This is a genomic window from Rhodococcus sp. MEB032, assembly GCF_030208925.1.
Taxonomy (GTDB): domain Bacteria; phylum Actinomycetota; class Actinomycetes; order Mycobacteriales; family Mycobacteriaceae; genus Rhodococcus_F; species Rhodococcus_F qingshengii.
The window spans coordinates 44,624-59,925 of the sequence record NZ_JARVSY010000027.1 but is presented as its reverse complement, the minus strand read 5'-3'; the positions used below and the strand labels follow the sequence as shown (position 1 = coordinate 59,925).

Below are 15,302 nucleotides of genomic sequence, written 5' to 3'. Positions count from 1 at the left end.
CGATGTCGATCGATCCGTATCAGCAGCCGATCGGCGGGAACAGCCCACCGACAGCGGCGTGAACCGCGACAACTGAAGACGTGAGCACCGGGGCACCTCTACGCCCCGGTGCTCGAGCTCGCGTTTGGGAGTTTTGTGGCAAGGCGTCAGCTCAGTGATTTCTTGAACCCGACATGAGAGGCCACAAATCCGAGTCGCTCGTAGAAGTCGTGAGCTTCCTTGCGAGTTTGATCCGAAGTGAGCTGCGCCAGAAATGCGCCGCGCCGGGCACCTTCTTCGCAGGCCCATCGGATCATCGAACTGCCGATGCCTTTACTTCGGTAGTCCTCGTGGACGCGAACAGCTTCGATCTGCAGTCGCGTGGCACCCATCCGGCTCATACCCGGAATGAAGGTCAATTGCATTGTGCCGATTACCGCGTCGCCGACCAGAACGGTGACGAGAAGTTGAGCCGGATCCTCGTCGATTCGCTTGAACGCGTCCTCGTAGATCGTTCGAGCTTCGGGGTTGGTCGTCTCCCGGGTGCTGCCGATCGGGTCGTCGGCGAGCAAGTCGATCAGTGCCTCCACGTGTCGAATCTCGGCCCGCGTGAGGGTGTACTCCACTCCGCCGGACTGAAATGACGTCGCAATCATCGATGCTCCCCTGAAGAAGAATGAATGTCTGAAATGTCAGACTCTCACGAGTCTCCTCCAGCGCACTCGATCACGTCCAAAAACGCATGAGGGCGTTACCGAGCATGGCGTAGTAGTCGGACACACCGCTCAATTCGAAGATCCAGTAGATCGCGTCGAAGAAGACGACATTGATCTGTGGGACGAACAGGAGCGCAACCAGCAGGAGCAGTCCGTACGGCTTGAACTGGTCGAGTTGGTGCCGTGTATTGGGTGCGAGGTAGGGCTCCAGCGCGTTGTAACCGTCCAGACCCGGGACTGGGAGCAGGTTCAAAACTGTTGCCATGACCTGCAAGAAAGCCAGGAAACTGAGGCCGGCCCAGAACGTCAGATGCTCGGCCGATGAGCCGTACGTACGTATGACGACGAGGAGGATCACGGCGGCGACGGCATTCGTGAACGGACCGGCGAGCGATATTCGGGCCTGCACCTTGGGCGGGAACATCCCGGTGCGCAGGTACACGGCGCCGCCGGGAAGCCCGATGCCGCCCAATGCGATGAACAGCACCGGCAGACCGATCGAGAGCATCGGATGGCTGTACTTGAGCGGGTTGAGCGTCAGGTAGCCACGAGCCTCGACGTCGGTGTCTCCATGACGCCACGCCAGATAGGCATGCGCGAATTCGTGCAAGCAGAGCGTGACCACCCAGCCGGCAACCACGAGGACAAAAACACCCGCGCGGCCCGCGATGGAACCCCACGTCGAGTTCCAAGCGACGATTCCGGCGATGACAGTGATCGCAACTACGCCGAGGAAGACAGGGCTCGGCCGAACCGCCGACCGTGCTGCTCCGGTTCTCACCTGACCAACAACCAAGTCTTGTCGTGCCGGTAGAAGGTCGAACGCTTGAGATCGCGTGGGTTGGCCACCCCGTCGCGAACCAGTCGCGCTGCCGGCGAGCCCAGTTGAATGGCTCGGCCTTCCAGCCAGCGTCGCCCGCTCCAGCGGCTCTTGCGGTCGACTGATGCCTTGATCCCGGGGAGCTTGGGGCTCGGCATTATCCGGATGCCGGGGACTGTGCCGGAGAACAGCTTGTTGTCGTCGACGTAGGCCTCGCCGATAAGTTCGTCTGCATCCGCCGGACCCGTGATAGTTGCTGCACCTACCAGCGCGATTCCAGCGTCGTCGCGAATGAGCGGCACGGTGTGAACTGTGCCTTTCAAGGCCGTGCGCGCAGCTCGTGCACCGGTCGCGAGTTTGTACGCATCGGTTGCGTCGGACCTGTTCTCGGTGACGTAGGCGAGTTCGACGTTGAGTCGCTCCAATCGCATCAACCGCGTCAATGCCGCGGCAAACGCGCCGTCGTTGCCCACGACGATCAAGCGCGGCTCCGTCACGACCTGCAGTTGGGACAGTGCCTCGTCGAAGTCTTGCTTCTCCGGAAGCTCGGGGACAGTGAACGACGTGAGTTCACCCAGGGGGAGTGGAACCGGCGAATCGCCACATTTGAGCACCACAGGGGTCAAAGCCACTCCTAGCTCGATCAGACTTCTTTTCGGGTAGTGGGACCTCGCCACCCTTCCCCGAAATGGCCGTCCGAATCACTGCCGACGATCTTAGTGCGAGTCTCTGTGTCGACTCGCAATCGTGATGGTCACCGGCCAAATTCTGGACCGTCAGGTCTGGTCTGGTGCTCTGGGCTAGACTGCTCCTTCGGTCACTGCAACAGTTCGGCGCTGCATCATGTGCGCGGAAGCCAGGCAGTACCAATGCGGCGGGACAACTGCTGCACGTCGACCGTAGGAGACAACGTCATGCCGGCAATCGTCCTGATCGGCGCCCAGTGGGGCGACGAAGGTAAGGGCAAAGCTACAGATCTACTGGGCGAGCAGCTTCAGTGGGTCGTGCGATACCAGGGCGGTAACAACGCCGGACACACCGTGGTTCTGCCGAACGGTGACAAGTTCGCACTGCACCTCATCCCGTCCGGAATCCTCACCCCCGCCGTCAACAACGTCATCGGTAACGGTGTCGTCGTCGACCCGGGTGTGTTGTTGACCGAATTGGCAGGCCTGGAAGAGCGCGGCGTGGACACGTCCCGCCTGCTGCTTTCTGCTGATGCGCACCTGATCATGCCGTACCACGTGGCCATCGACAAGGTCACCGAACGCTTCCTGGGAGCGAAGAAGATCGGCACGACCGGCCGCGGTATCGGCCCGTGCTACCAGGACAAGATCGCCCGTGTCGGTGTCCGTGCCGCGGACGTCCTTGACGAGAAGATCCTGACCCAGAAGGTCGAAGCAGCACTCGAATTCAAGAACCAGGTGCTGGTCAAGATCTACAACCGCAAGGCACTCGACCCGCAGCAGGTCGTCGAAGAAGTACTGACGCAGGCCGAGGGTTTCAAGCACCGCATCTCGGACACGCGCCTGGAACTCAACCTCGCCCTCGAGCGCGGCGAGACCGTTCTGCTCGAAGGTTCGCAGGGCACTCTGCTGGACGTCGACCACGGCACGTACCCGTACGTGACCTCGTCCAACCCCACTTCGGGTGGTGCGGCGGTCGGTTCGGGAATCGGCCCCACCAAGATCACCACCGTGCTCGGCATCCTGAAGGCGTACACGACGCGTGTCGGTTCCGGTCCGTTCCCGACGGAGCTGTTCGACGATCACGGCGCATACCTAGCGAAGCAGGGCGGCGAGGTCGGTGTCACCACCGGACGCGCTCGTCGTACGGGATGGTTCGACGCTGTCATCGCGCGCTACGCGACGCGCGTCAACGGCATCACCGACTACTTCCTCACCAAGCTGGACGTGCTGAGCAGCCTCGACACCGTGCCGATCTGTGTCGCGTACGAGGTGGACGGTGTCCGCCACGACGAAATGCCGATGTCACAGAGCGACATTCACCACGCCAAGCCCATCTACGAAGAGATGCCCGGCTGGTGGGAAGACATCTCGGAGGCCCGCACCTTCGAGGAACTGCCGCAGAATGCGCAGAACTACGTGCTTCGTCTCGAAGAGCTTTCGGGTGCGTTCATCTCCTGCATCGGTGTCGGCCCCGGCCGCGACGAGACGATCGTCCGGCGCGAGATCGTCCGCTAGTTCGTTCCCTCGAAATCCCCGCTCATGCAAGCATGAGCGGGGATTTCGAGTTTCAAGCCAGCTTCGACAAGTGTGCGGTGACGGACTTCCAGTCGGGAAACTTGGTGCTGCCGAACTTGATCCACTCGCCCTCGAATCGATCTGCTCCGTTTGCTCCGCGGTCGTCGACGAGGTAGTCGCCACGATTGAGGTGTTTGTGGTGCGAGAGGATCAGACGTTTGTACGCGACGCTGCCTTCCTCCATTCCGAGGTGCTCTTGGACCCACAGAACCTTGTCGTGCCAGGCTGTGGCGTTCTTCCACGGCGCCGTCGAGAGGATGTAGGTGTCGAACTGCTGTGCCAGTTGGTGGTAGGCGTCGATAGCGCCGTCGAGAGGATCCATGCGAGAGAAGATGTGCGGCGCTTCGTCGAGGTCGTTCTTGTACTTCTCTCGGACGCCGTCGGTCAGGCGATCGATGCCCGACTGGAAGTTGACCAAGGTGTTGTCGAGATCGACGTAGAGAATCTTTTTGGAAGCCGGCATGGGAACCCTCTCTGGAGACTTTCTGAGTGCGAAAGAGTCCAGTTTTACGCAACTGGACTGAGATCAGTGCATTCTTCCCCCTGATCACAATCGCACGGGGGTCTGACAGCGTCGTTCTCGCGGTCTGAAGTCTTGTCGTGGAAGATGCCGCCGAGGGGTGCTGCCAGGCGAAACTGCTCCAACCGAATGTATGTACCTTCACCTTCGGCGGGCGCGAAGAAGTAGACGAGTGCCACGAAGAGTCCGATGCCGATCAGGGTTGCGAAGGTAGTCATGGACATATGATCAACTTGACTGGTATTGAGTTACATAGCCAAGTTGTCGATACTGGACTGCATGATGACTCGAGTTCTCGGTGCCCGTTCGCTTGCGCGCGATCTGGGATCCTGGCAGGAAGAGTCCGGACGCAGGCCCGCGTACCGTGCGCTTGCCGACGGTATCCGCCTGCTCGTGCACGACGGTCGCGTTCCGCTGGGAGTCGCACTGCCGAGTGAGCGTGAACTTGCGGCGGTACTCGAACTCAGTCGAACCACGATCACGTCGTCGTACTCGGTGCTGCGAGACGAGGGGTACCTGATCAGCAGGCAGGGTTCGCGAAGCACCGTGGCATTGCCTGCCGGCGCGCGGCCGAACGGGTTGATGTTCCGCTCCCATCAACCCGGGCCGAGTGGCCCCGTCGTCGACCTCAGTTACGCGGCGATGGCAGCTCCCGCCGCTCAGGTCGAACTGGCGTATGCGTCTGCGCTGCAGGAACTTCCGAACTTCCTTCCCACACACGGGATGGAACCGGTCGGGATCGCCGACTTGCGTGACGTGATCGCGCAGCGCTACACGGCGCGGAGTCTTCCCACCACCGCCGAACAGATCATGGTGACCTCGGGTGCGCAGCACGCGCTTCGATTGTTGCTGTCGGTGCTCACCTCACCCGGCGAGCGAGTGCTGGTCGATCATCCGACGTACCCCAATGCGCTGGAAGCGATTCGGCGAAACGGCGCTCGGCCCGTACCGGTTCCGGTCCGACCGGAGTTCGCGGCCGCCGGAGCCTGGGATCTCGACGGGATTCGTAGTGCAGCAAGGCAAACCGCTGCCAGAATGGCATACCTGATCCCCGACTTTCACAACCCGACCGGCCTCTGCATGGACTCTTCCGGCCGCGCCGAGCTTGCGAAGATTGCGCACGAAACGCGAATGACTCTGGTCGTCGACGAGACGATGGTGGATCTGTGGCTCGACGCACCACCGCCGGCGCCGGTCGCCTCACATGGGCGAGGCGCAGCGAAAACCGAAGTGGTGACGCTCGGTTCGACCGCGAAGTCGCTGTGGGGCGGGCTACGTGTCGGTTGGATTCGCGCCGATGCCGCGCTCATCACCCAGTTGGTGGGGGCGCGTGCCGCGGTCGACCTCGGTACTCCCGTCATGGATCAGTTGGCAGCCGCCTACTTGCTCGCCGACGACCGCTCGTTGCTCGAACAGCGTCGCGAAGTTCTGCGAGAACAGCGTGCGGTACTCCTCGGTGCGGTGGCCGAGCATCTGCCGGACTGGCGTCCCACCATCGGTTCCGGCGGAATGTCGGTCTGGATGCGAATGTCCGCGCCCGTCTCGACGGCGTTGGCGGCGGTGGCACCCAACTTCGGCGTACTCCTTGCCGCCGGCCCCCGTTTCGGCGTAGAAGGTGCGTTCGAACGATTCATCCGCGTGCCGTACGCACGTTCTCCCGAGGACCTCATTCGCGGCGTTGCGTCCATCGCCGCTGCGTACGACACTCTCGCGACGGATCGCGACACGGCAGACCAACGAATGGTCGTCGTCTGAGAACTGGGTACACACCCTGAAAGTGGTGTGAAACCAGGAGGTAGGGCATGACGGCGGTAGACGGTACAGGCGCAGCGGGAACCAGTGCGGCGGAAGCGCTCGCAGAACGATTGTTCGCGGCCACGCTCGGGGCATCGGAGCTGCAGGCCGTGTATCTGGGCGACCGGTTGGGCTGGTACCGCGCGCTGAGCGATCACGGCCCGCTCACGTCGACGGAGCTGGCGGACCGGACAGGGACCGTCGAAAGATATGCGCGGGAGTGGCTCGAGCAGCAGGCCGTCGCCGGTTATGTGGACGTCAATTCGGATGCCGATCGCCGGTACAGCCTGCCGCAGGCCCACGCCGATGTTCTGTTCGACGACGAGAACCTACTTTTCCTGGCGCCGCTGGCGAGGCTGTTCGTCGCGACGACGTCGTCGATGCCACGTCTACTCGACGCTTATCGTCACGGTGGGGGAGTCACGTGGGAATCGATGGGCCCCGATGCTCGCGAGGGTCAGGCGCTACTGAATCGGCCGATGTATCTCCATCAGCTCTGTCAGCAGTTTCTGCCGGTGGTCACCGACCTGCACGCCACACTTTCGGACGGCGGGCAGGTCGCTGATCTCGGGATGGGGGAGGGCTGGTCGTCGATCGCGCTCGCCCTCGGATACCCGAAGATCGAAGTGCACGGCTTCGACGTCGACGCGGCGTCGGTGAACGCTGCCCGTCGTAACGCTCATGATCGGGGGGTGGACGACCGCGTGCATTTCTCGTTGGTCGACGTCGCCGGACAGGCTCCTGAGGCCGGGCGAGCCGATGCCGGGACCTACGACGCCGTCTTCGCTTTCGAGTGCCTTCACGACGTTCCGGATCCGGTGGGTTTTCTTTCCACGGCTCGGGCGATTGCCCAGCCGGGCGCTCCGGTGATCGTGATGGACGAACGAACGGCGGATGAGTTCGATCCCGAGGCGGGTCCGATCGAGCAATTGCTGTACGGATTTTCGCTGACCTGCTGCTTACCGGACAGTCTTTCGCATCCGGGAAGCATTGCCACCGGGACGGTGATGAGGCACTCGACACTCGAAAGCTATGCCAAGGCGGCAGGTTTCGAGCGGGTGGACGTGCTGCCGATCGAGCACGAGATGTTCAGGTTCTACAGGTTGGGCTGACGCCCCGTGCGCCTTTTTGGTTGCAGTAACTACCAAAAAGGCGCACAGGGGCCGAAGGCCCTAGGTCCAGACCGTATCGATATCCGTCGCCTCACGCGCCGGCGCAGCGGGCGTCGTGGTGGGCGTGCGCGAGAAGCGCGGTGCGGGAGCATGCTGGGTGACGCCGTCCAGTTCGATGAGCGAACCGCGAGCCGCGATGTGTTCGTTGGACGGAGCCTCGGCGAAAGTCAGGACAGGGGAGACGCAGGCGTCGGTGCCGAGGAAGATCTTGGCCCACTCGTCGCGAGTCTTGGACAGGAACTTTTCGGTGAAGAGCTTCTTCATGTCGTCCCACTTGGACGTGTCCATCTGGTGAGGGAGCGTCGCGGGATCGAGTTCGAGGCCCTCGAGCAGCAATGCGTAGAACTGGGGTTCGATGGATCCGACGGCCATGTACTTGCCGTCGGAGGTCTCGTAGGTGTCGTAGAACGGAGCGCCGGTGTCGAGGAGATTGACGCCGCGCTCGTCGGACCAGACGCCGCGACCGCGGAATGCCCACATCATGTGGGAGAGCGCGAGGGTTCCGTCAACCATTGCCGCGTCGACGACCTGGCCCTTACCGGACGTCGAGCGCTCGACGAGAGCCGACAGAATGCCGAAGATCAGGAACATGGAACCGCCGCCGAAATCGCCGACCATGTTGAGCGGCGGGACGGGACGTTCACCCTTGCGTCCGATGGCGTTGAGGACACCGGTCAGTGAGATGTAGTTGATGTCGTGACCGGCGGCGTTGGCGAGCGGTCCTTCCTGTCCCCAGCCCGTCATACGGGCGTAGACGAGGCGCGGATTGCGCTCCGAGACCACGTCGGGTCCGAGTCCCATGCGTTCCATGACGCCGGGGCGGAAACCCTCGATGAGGACGTCGGCGCGGCCCAGGAGATCGAGCACTTTCGCGACGTCGGCCGGGTCCTTCAGGTTGGCCTCGACGATGCGGCGGCCGCGCTTGATCTGGTCGGTTGCGTTCGAGTCCTGCGGAATCTGCCCTGCGCGCTGCACGATGACGATGTCGGCGCCCATGTCCGCCAACAGTGTCGCGGCGTGCGGGCCCGGTCCCAATCCAGCGAATTCCACGATCCGAATGCCCGCGAGCGGGCCCTTCTTCTCCACAGCTTCTGCAGACACACGCACTCCCAATTCAGACGGTGACAACACTTCTGACCCGACGGTAACGTGTCGAATCGATCAGGTGTGCTCCGGGGCACTGTGTCCGCCGAGGGAGGCGCCGATCACTAGACGGCGGCACCCTCGAACTGAGCGTTGTAGAGACGGAAGTACGCGCCCGCCGCTGCGATGAGTTCGTCGTGTGTGCCCTGCTCGACGATCTTGCCCGCCTCCATCACGACGATCAGATCGGCGTTACGGATGGTGGAGAGCCGGTGCGCGATGATGAAGCTGGTCCGCCCGACGCGCAACGCGGACATTGCTTGCTGCACAAGCTGTTCCGTACGTGTGTCGACCGAGCTCGTCGCCTCGTCGAGAATCAGCAGCGACGGCTCCGACAGGAATGCACGAGCGATCGTGATGAGCTGCTTCTCGCCGGAGCTGATGTTCGACGCCTCCTCGTCCAGCACGGTGTCGTACCCGTCCGGGAGGGTGTGGATGAAGCGGTCGACGAAGGCAGCGCGTGCGGCTTCGTGAATCTCGTATTCGCTGGCGCCGAGTCGGCCGTATGCGATGTTGTCGCGGATCGTGCCGCCGAAGAGCCAGGTGTCCTGCAGAACCATGCCGACGTGCTTGCGCAAGTCGGAGCGGCGCATCTGCGAGATGTCGACGTCGTCGAGAGTGATTCGGCCGGAGTCGACTTCGTAGAAGCGCATGAGCAGGTTGACCAAGGTGGTCTTGCCGGCACCGGTGGGCCCGACGATGGCGACCATCTGCCCGGGCCGGGCCGTGAGGTACACGTTCTCGATCAACGGCTTGTCCGGCTCGTACCGGAACGAGACGTTCTCGAACTCGATGTGACCGACGTTGCGATGACGTCCGGCGGGCTCGGGGAGAAGCGGCACGTCGATGTCGGGCGACTGCTCGGGTTCGTCGAGAAGCTCGAAGACCCGCTCCGCCGACGCGGCTCCGGACTGCAGGCTCGTCGACATGGACGCGATCTGCGTCAGTGGCTGGCTGAACTGGCGCGAATAGACGATGAAGGCCTGAACGTCACCGAGTGACATGTTGCCGCTGGCGACCTTGAGAGCGCCGACCACAGCGAGCAGCACGTAGGTGATGTTTCCGACGAAGTTCATGACCGGCATGATCAGGCTGGAGAGGAACTGTGCGCCGAAGGACGCGTCGAGGAGCTTCTTGTTCTGCTCGGCGAATTCACGCTCGGCTTCGGCCTGATGCCCGTACACGCGTACCAGGTCGCGACCGCTGTAGTTCTCCTCGATCTGCGCGTTGATCTTGCCCGTCTCGGTCCACTGAGCCTTGTACAACACCTGTGCTCGCTTGGCGACCCTGGCAACGAGGAGCACCGATACCGGCACCGCGATCAGTGCGATCAGGGCGAGCATCGGAGAGATGACGAACATCATCGTCAGGACGCCGAGGACGGTGAGCACCGACGTCAGGAGCGAGGTCAACGTCGACGACAGCGTCGACGAGATGTTGTCGATGTCGTTGGTGACGCGGCTGAGGATCTCGCCGCGCGGTGTCTTGTCGAAATACGGAAGGGGGAGACGGTGAAGCTTCGCCTCCACCGAGGCACGCAGGTTGTAGATGGTCTTCTGGACGATGATGTTGAGGAGGAATGCTTCCAACCAGGCAAGCAGCGACGAGAGCAAGTACACGCCGATCGCGAGCATGACGACCTTGCCGATGGCGTCGAAGTTCAGACCCACACCGGGAACGACGTCGGTCGAGTTGGCGACAAGATCGGCGAACGTCGAATTCCCTGATGCCCGGATGGCGTCTGCGGCCTGCTCGCGGGTGAGTCCGGCGGGCAGGCTCTTGCCGATGAACCCGGCGAAGATGAGGTCTGTCGCGTGACCGAGGATTTTCGGCACTGCGACCGACAGCGCGATGCTGGCGATCGTCGCAACGACGACACAGAAGACCGCAAACTTGTGCGGCTGCAGAAGCGAGAGAAGCCGCTTCATCGTCGCCTTGAAGTGGCGAGGTTTTGTGTCCGTCGCGGTCAGCGCGGGCTTCGGCTCTTTGTCGGGGGTCTCGGGGTTACTCGACTTCGCATCCCCGTCCGCGGATTCAGGTTCGCTCGGGATCTTGGCGAACACCACCGTCGGGGCATCGTCGAAGTACTGGCTGTTGGGGCCGCCCCATGTCGGGTCCTGCGGGCTGGTCATGCGCTCATCTCCGCGGGAATCTGGGAAGCCACGATCTCTTGGTACGTCGGACAGTTGGCCAGAAGGAACTGATGGTCGCCGAGGCCGACCGGCGCACCGTCTTCGAGGACCATGATCTGGTCGGCATCGATGATGGATGCGACGCGCTGAGCCACGATGATGACCGTCGAATGAGTCGAAACCGTCCGGAGTTCGCGTCGGACCGCGGCGTCCGTATGCATGTCGAGAGCGGAGAACGAATCGTCGAAGACGAAGATCCGGGGTCTGCGGACCACCGCTCTGGCGATGGCGAGACGTTGTTTCTGTCCGCCCGAGAGATTGCCGCCGCCCTGCGCGATCGGTGACTCGAGACCGTCGGAGAGTTCCCGGACGAAGTCGTCTGCCTGGGCGATGGTGAGGGCTGCCCAGATGTCGTCGTCGGTGGCGGTCGGGTTTCCGTAGCGGATATTGCTCGCGATCGTGCCGGCGAACAGATAGGCCTTCTGGGGCACGTATCCGAAGTTGGCGAAGAGTTCGTCCTGATCCCAGCCACGGACGTCCAAGCCGTCGACCAGGACGGCGCCGGCTGTGACGTCGAAGAGCCGGGGGATGAGTGAGACGAGGGTCGATTTGCCACTGCCCGTACTGCCCACGATCGCGGTGACCGTGCCTGGCATGCATCGCATCGAAACATTCGACAGAACCGGCGTTTCTGCTCCCGGATACGTGAATCCGGCTCCACCGAACTCGACCACGCCGTATGGGCTGGTCGGGCGAAGGGGCTGGGCCGGCGCGGGCACGGTCGCCTCGGTGTCGAGTACTTCGGTGATGCGGTCGGCGCACACGGCGGCGCGGGGGATCACGACGGCCAACATGGTCGCCATGACCACCGACATCAGGATCTGCATGACGTAGGCGAGGAAGGCGCTGATCTGTCCGATCTGCATGTCCCCGGTGTCGACCAGATGCGCGCCGAACCACAGGACCGCCACGCTCGACAGGTTGGCGATCAACATGACGGTGGGCAGCAGAACCGCCTGGTACCGGCCGATGAGGAGCGAAGTGTCGGTCAGTTCCTTGTTGGCCTTGTCGAAGCGGATCGTCTCGTCGGGTTCGCGAACGAAGGCGCGAATGACACGCATACCGGTGAGCTGTTCGCGCAGTGATCGATTGATGTTGTCGATCCGCGTCTGCATCGTCCGGAAATGCGGGATCAGCTTGGCCACCACGACCGAGACGGTGATGCCGAGCAGTGGTACCGAAATCGTCAGGAGCCAGGACATCTGCAGGTTCTCGCGCAGAGCCATGATGATGCCGCCGATGCACATAAGTGGGGCGCTGACAAGCATCGAGGACGTCAGCATGACCAGGGCCTGGATCTGCAGGACGTCGTTGGTGTTGCGTGTGATCAGCGTCGGCGCACCGAAACTGTTGAATTCGCGATCCGAGAAACTGCCGACTGCCTTGTAAAAGGCGCCTCGAACGTCGTGGCCGAAGCCCATCGACGATTTTGCAGCCAGATAGGTCGATGCGACCGACGCGATGATCGACGCAAGCGAGACCAGGAGCATGATCCCGCCGGTGGACATGATGAATCCGGTGTCGCCTCGGGCGACGCCGTCGTCGATGATCCGCGCGTTGAGTGTGGGGAGGACCAACGACGCGATGGCCCCGAAGAGTTGCAGTGCGAGGACCCCGGCAAGCAACCAGCGGTACGGCGGCAGGTACGTCTTGAGGAGTTTTGCTAGCACGACGGTTCCCGGTGAGTTGCCTCGGTTGCCGCTCGTTCGCGATTGATCACACGCACACGGTATGACAGATCGCGGTCGAGGTTGGCACCGACTCTGACGATTGCATCCTTTTGTCCTAATTGACTGTGATCTCGAACACACTCGAATTCGAGATTGGATTCAGGTCACAGCACCTGAACTGCAGGTTTACATATTAATCCAATGTGTCACGTTTTCGCTTGGACAGAAACAAACTGGACGTACGTATTTAGCTTGGCTACAAAGACGTGGAGCGAACAAAACGTGCGCCGCGTCATAGATATTCATGCAAGGAGTCACATATGGGATCCCTCGGAAACCTCCTCAAGGCCAACGGTATGGGCTGGGGCATTCTCCAGCTTCTGCCCCTGGTCAACATGCTCAAAACCCTTCAGGGGCTGGACACCGCGAGCTCGAACTCCTGACGTTCGACCTCGAGAAATCTTCCGAAACAACGCAGGAGTAGTCGCATGACCTCGATTCAGAATCTCGACGCCTTCCTCAAGAGTGTTCTTGCATTCGTGACCAAGTTGAACGCGGGATCGGCAGACGGCTCGGGTTCGGCCGGTTCGGCCGCCGAGTAGTTCTCGGTCCTCACTTCATCTCAACTGCATTCCGACAAAAGGAGGCCCGACATGGGTTCATTCGAAGACTTCAGCGGCGTCGTCAAGACGTTCATTCCGGTGCTCAAGGACCTGTTCACGGCACTCGGTGGTGGCTCTCTCACCCCTGGGACGGGATCGGCGGCCGATAAGTAAGTCCAGTTTGTCCGAAAGTGTGGCTCGCAGTTGTCTGCGGGTCACACTTTTCGGCTTTTCACTGTGAGCTAAATCACATTATGGGACATTCTAGAGGGTGGATTTGCCCTTTGAACTGCAATTATCCGTAAGGGTGTGACCGAAAGTCCGCATTGATAGCTATTAGGTAGCTAGACAAGTGTGGAAAGCCGGTCTATAAATGCAGGCAGCGCCAAGTAAGTGCGCTACATCACAGCTCGGGATGTTGTTCGGGGGGCGGTTCAGCCATCCGTGCGGCAGAAGTTCCCGAACCATCTCGGCCACCGCCTGCGGCCGGAATGGCGCTGGAACATCACATCACCTCACATACAGGAGAACCTCCTATGTTCGGATCACTCAGCACCCTCGGACCCCTGCTCACCGCGCTCGGAGCTTTCCTCAAGTCCGTTCCCACCGAATCGCTGTCCGGCAAGGGCGAGGGCTCGTCCACCGGTTCACTCTCGGGTCTGTCCAGCGGATCCGCCGAGTAGTCATCCCTTCCGGCAGGTCCATTCGGCTCTGCCGATCGGATTGCATGCAGGTGCCCTCTGTCCACTGTCGTGGCCGGAGGGCACTCGCGTTTGCGGAGATGGTCGCAGCTGCCGTTTTGGCATGTGAACACAGAACTGCGAGTGGCAGCACCTGCGTACGATGGTTCGACGACATCGGCATACGGTCACCGCGACGTCCGGTGCTCCCGAATTCAGAGGTAGCCGACCGCGAGGTGACGCATGGTAGGGACGAGTCGCTTTCTGCGCCTTCTCCTAGTGCTGGCCGTCGTACTTGCGGCATCGTTGATCGGCATCCTCACGCGCCCACCAGGTTTGCTCGCGACTTTCTGGTGCGCCAACGCCATTCTGCTTGGAATGATGGTCAGATGGCCGGTCCTGATCGAATGGCGGACGTGGATCGCCGCGGCCGTCGGATACGTCTGCGCTGACCTGATTACGGGCAACTCGCTGTCGCTTGCCCTGCAGCTGAACGGGGCCAACCTCGCCGGAGTGACGCTCGGTGTTCTCGTTCTGTACTACTTGAAGCGCACACCGTTCCGATTGGTCGATTCGCAGTCGCTGGTATGGATGGTCTTTGTTTCGTTCGTCGCGGCGACTGGTACCGCGGCCACTGCCGGCGCCTTGGACCGGCTCTTACGCGGTCAGTCCTTTGCCGACACGTTTTTCCACTGGGGTGCCACCGAGGTCATGGCGTACCTGCTGGTCCTTCCTCTCATTCTCACTCTCACCATCCCATCGAGTCTTGCCGAGTTCCGCAGGAAACTGACCGCCAGAACTGTCGCCGCTCTGAGCGTTCCGCTACTCGCCACTGCAGCCTGCGTGCCGATCGCCCTCAGTATCGAAGGGCCGATTGCGCTGGTCTTGCCGATTCCAGCTCTCCTCTGGTGTGCCACTCGCATCTCGGTTCCGAGCACTGCCTTCGTTTCAGTGGTCTGGTCGGTGTGGTCACTCATGATGGCGGGTAGCGGTCGACTCGACATCGGAGATCAAGCCGCCTCGACGTGGAACGAGGACGTCATCACATCCGTAGCGGTCACCCTGATCGCGTTGGGGCCGATAGCGGTTGCCTGTGCGACCGAGGAACGCCGTGCTGCCGAGCGTGAGCTCTTCCTTGCCGTCGAATTCGACCATCTGACCGGGGTCCTCTCGCGCGGTGCGTTCCTCGGCCACGCGGAAGCGGAACTTGCCGACGCGGCTCGCACACAATCTCCGGTCGGCCTGCTGATGCTCGACCTGGACCACTTCAAGAGCATCAACGACACGCATGGACATATGACCGGTGACAGCGTTCTCGCGAACTTCGCCGAGCGGGCCGCTGACCGATTGTCGGACGGCGATCTGATCGGAAGGCTCGGCGGCGAGGAGTTCGCCGTTCTGCTTCCGGACTGCAGCTACGCGCGAGCAATCGATGTCGCCGAGGCGGTCCGCGGCGCGCAAGTCGAGTACTCGGCCGAATCAGATGTGACGAGCACCGTCAGCGTCGGCGTCGCGTGGGTCGATCATGCGACGCCGGCGCTGTCGACCCTCATGAGCGTCGCAGACGAGGCTCTGTACGACGCCAAGCGTGCTGGGCGCAACCTCGTGAAAGTGCACCGCGTCGGCAACGACACCGTGCCGCAACGGAATTCCGAGCCGGACACTGCCACCCGCACCTATCGCAAACCTGCGCTACCCCGAACGATCCGGCGAGGATTTGGCCGCGAAGGTGTGGTGGACGGCCGATAAC

General features: G+C 62.0%; 15 protein-coding genes. 7 read left to right on the top strand and 8 right to left on the bottom strand.

The genetic code is table 11. The features are described 5' to 3' along the window. Positions 1 to 146 precede the first annotated feature (146 nt). The 3 genes from QRN54_RS24820 to QRN54_RS24810 all read right to left on the bottom strand — a co-directional run bounded on the left by QRN54_RS24820 (position 147) and on the right by QRN54_RS24810 (position 2,147). The gene (locus tag QRN54_RS24820; RefSeq protein ID WP_007726792.1) at positions 147 to 635 is read right to left on the bottom strand and encodes a GNAT family N-acetyltransferase; all 489 of its coding nucleotides are present in this window, start codon (positions 633 to 635) and stop codon (positions 147 to 149) included. A gap of 70 nt (positions 636 to 705) precedes the next feature. Continuing rightward, positions 706 to 1,476 (bottom strand): site-2 protease family protein, encoded by a 771-nt coding sequence (locus QRN54_RS24815; protein WP_003944319.1) that lies wholly within the window; start codon positions 1,474 to 1,476, stop codon positions 706 to 708. Beyond that, positions 1,473 to 2,147 (bottom strand): hypothetical protein, encoded by a 675-nt coding sequence (locus QRN54_RS24810; protein ID WP_209448433.1) that lies wholly within the window; start codon positions 2,145 to 2,147, stop codon positions 1,473 to 1,475. Before QRN54_RS24810 ends, QRN54_RS24815 begins: the two co-directional genes overlap by 4 nt. 282 nt (positions 2,148 to 2,429) lie before the next feature. Here QRN54_RS24810 and QRN54_RS24805 point away from each other — a divergent pair, with 282 nt between their 5' ends. Continuing rightward, positions 2,430 to 3,719 (top strand): adenylosuccinate synthase, encoded by a 1,290-nt coding sequence (locus QRN54_RS24805; protein WP_003944351.1) that lies wholly within the window; start codon positions 2,430 to 2,432, stop codon positions 3,717 to 3,719. Positions 3,720 to 3,771: 52 nt separating this feature from the next. On the opposite strand, the gene QRN54_RS24800 is transcribed toward QRN54_RS24805, so the two are convergent. Both QRN54_RS24800 and QRN54_RS24795 read right to left on the bottom strand, forming a co-directional pair. Continuing rightward, on the bottom strand, positions 3,772 to 4,242 hold the full coding sequence (locus QRN54_RS24800) for a 5' nucleotidase, NT5C type (protein WP_063314828.1): 471 nt from the start codon (positions 4,240 to 4,242) through the stop codon (positions 3,772 to 3,774). 44 nt (positions 4,243 to 4,286) lie between these two features. Next, a complete protein-coding gene (locus tag QRN54_RS24795; RefSeq protein ID WP_063315130.1) occupies positions 4,287 to 4,517 on the bottom strand; it encodes a hypothetical protein in 231 nt (76 codons plus the stop codon). Positions 4,518 to 4,578: 61 nt separating this feature from the next. On the opposite strand from QRN54_RS24795, the gene yczR reads away from it, so the two are divergent. Continuing rightward, the gene (yczR, locus tag QRN54_RS24790; RefSeq protein WP_285183328.1) at positions 4,579 to 6,054 is read left to right on the top strand and encodes a MocR-like transcription factor YczR; all 1,476 of its coding nucleotides are present in this window, start codon (positions 4,579 to 4,581) and stop codon (positions 6,052 to 6,054) included. Between the two features lie 47 nt (positions 6,055 to 6,101). Next, positions 6,102 to 7,205: a class I SAM-dependent methyltransferase gene (locus QRN54_RS24785; protein ID WP_285183327.1), complete on the top strand. Its 1,104-nt coding sequence runs from the start codon at positions 6,102 to 6,104 to the stop codon at positions 7,203 to 7,205. Positions 7,206 to 7,265: 60 nt separating this feature from the next. Here QRN54_RS24785 and QRN54_RS24780 read toward each other — a convergent pair whose 3' ends face one another. The 3 genes from QRN54_RS24780 to QRN54_RS24770 all read right to left on the bottom strand — a co-directional run bounded on the left by QRN54_RS24780 (position 7,266) and on the right by QRN54_RS24770 (position 12,270). Next, positions 7,266 to 8,366 carry a CaiB/BaiF CoA transferase family protein gene (locus tag QRN54_RS24780; RefSeq protein ID WP_042924245.1) on the bottom strand — a complete coding sequence of 367 codons (1,101 nt, stop codon included), beginning with the start codon at positions 8,364 to 8,366 and terminating at the stop codon, positions 7,266 to 7,268. Positions 8,367 to 8,473: 107 nt separating this feature from the next. Continuing rightward, positions 8,474 to 10,540 carry an ABC transporter ATP-binding protein gene (locus tag QRN54_RS24775; protein ID WP_285183325.1) on the bottom strand — a complete coding sequence of 689 codons (2,067 nt, stop codon included), beginning with the start codon at positions 10,538 to 10,540 and terminating at the stop codon, positions 8,474 to 8,476. Next, positions 10,537 to 12,270 (bottom strand): ABC transporter ATP-binding protein, encoded by a 1,734-nt coding sequence (locus QRN54_RS24770; RefSeq protein WP_007726810.1) that lies wholly within the window; start codon positions 12,268 to 12,270, stop codon positions 10,537 to 10,539. The genes QRN54_RS24775 and QRN54_RS24770 overlap by 4 nt, the downstream gene beginning before the upstream one ends. Before the next feature lie 320 nt (positions 12,271 to 12,590). Here QRN54_RS24770 and QRN54_RS24765 point away from each other — a divergent pair, with 320 nt between their 5' ends. The 4 genes from QRN54_RS24765 to QRN54_RS24750 all read left to right on the top strand — a co-directional run bounded on the left by QRN54_RS24765 (position 12,591) and on the right by QRN54_RS24750 (position 15,301). Continuing rightward, entirely contained in the window at positions 12,591 to 12,713 is a 123-nt protein-coding gene (locus tag QRN54_RS24765) for a hypothetical protein (protein WP_003944443.1), read from the top strand. 210 nt (positions 12,714 to 12,923) lie between these two features. Next, a complete protein-coding gene (locus QRN54_RS24760) occupies positions 12,924 to 13,046 on the top strand; it encodes a hypothetical protein (protein ID WP_019749478.1) in 123 nt (40 codons plus the stop codon). Between the two features lie 362 nt (positions 13,047 to 13,408). Next, positions 13,409 to 13,555, top strand: coding sequence for a hypothetical protein (locus QRN54_RS24755; RefSeq protein ID WP_007726811.1), 147 nt, complete (start codon positions 13,409 to 13,411; stop codon positions 13,553 to 13,555). Between the two features lie 240 nt (positions 13,556 to 13,795). Then, positions 13,796 to 15,301: a GGDEF domain-containing protein gene (locus tag QRN54_RS24750; protein WP_285183324.1), complete on the top strand. Its 1,506-nt coding sequence runs from the start codon at positions 13,796 to 13,798 to the stop codon at positions 15,299 to 15,301. The last annotated feature ends 1 nt before the right edge of the window (position 15,302 follow it).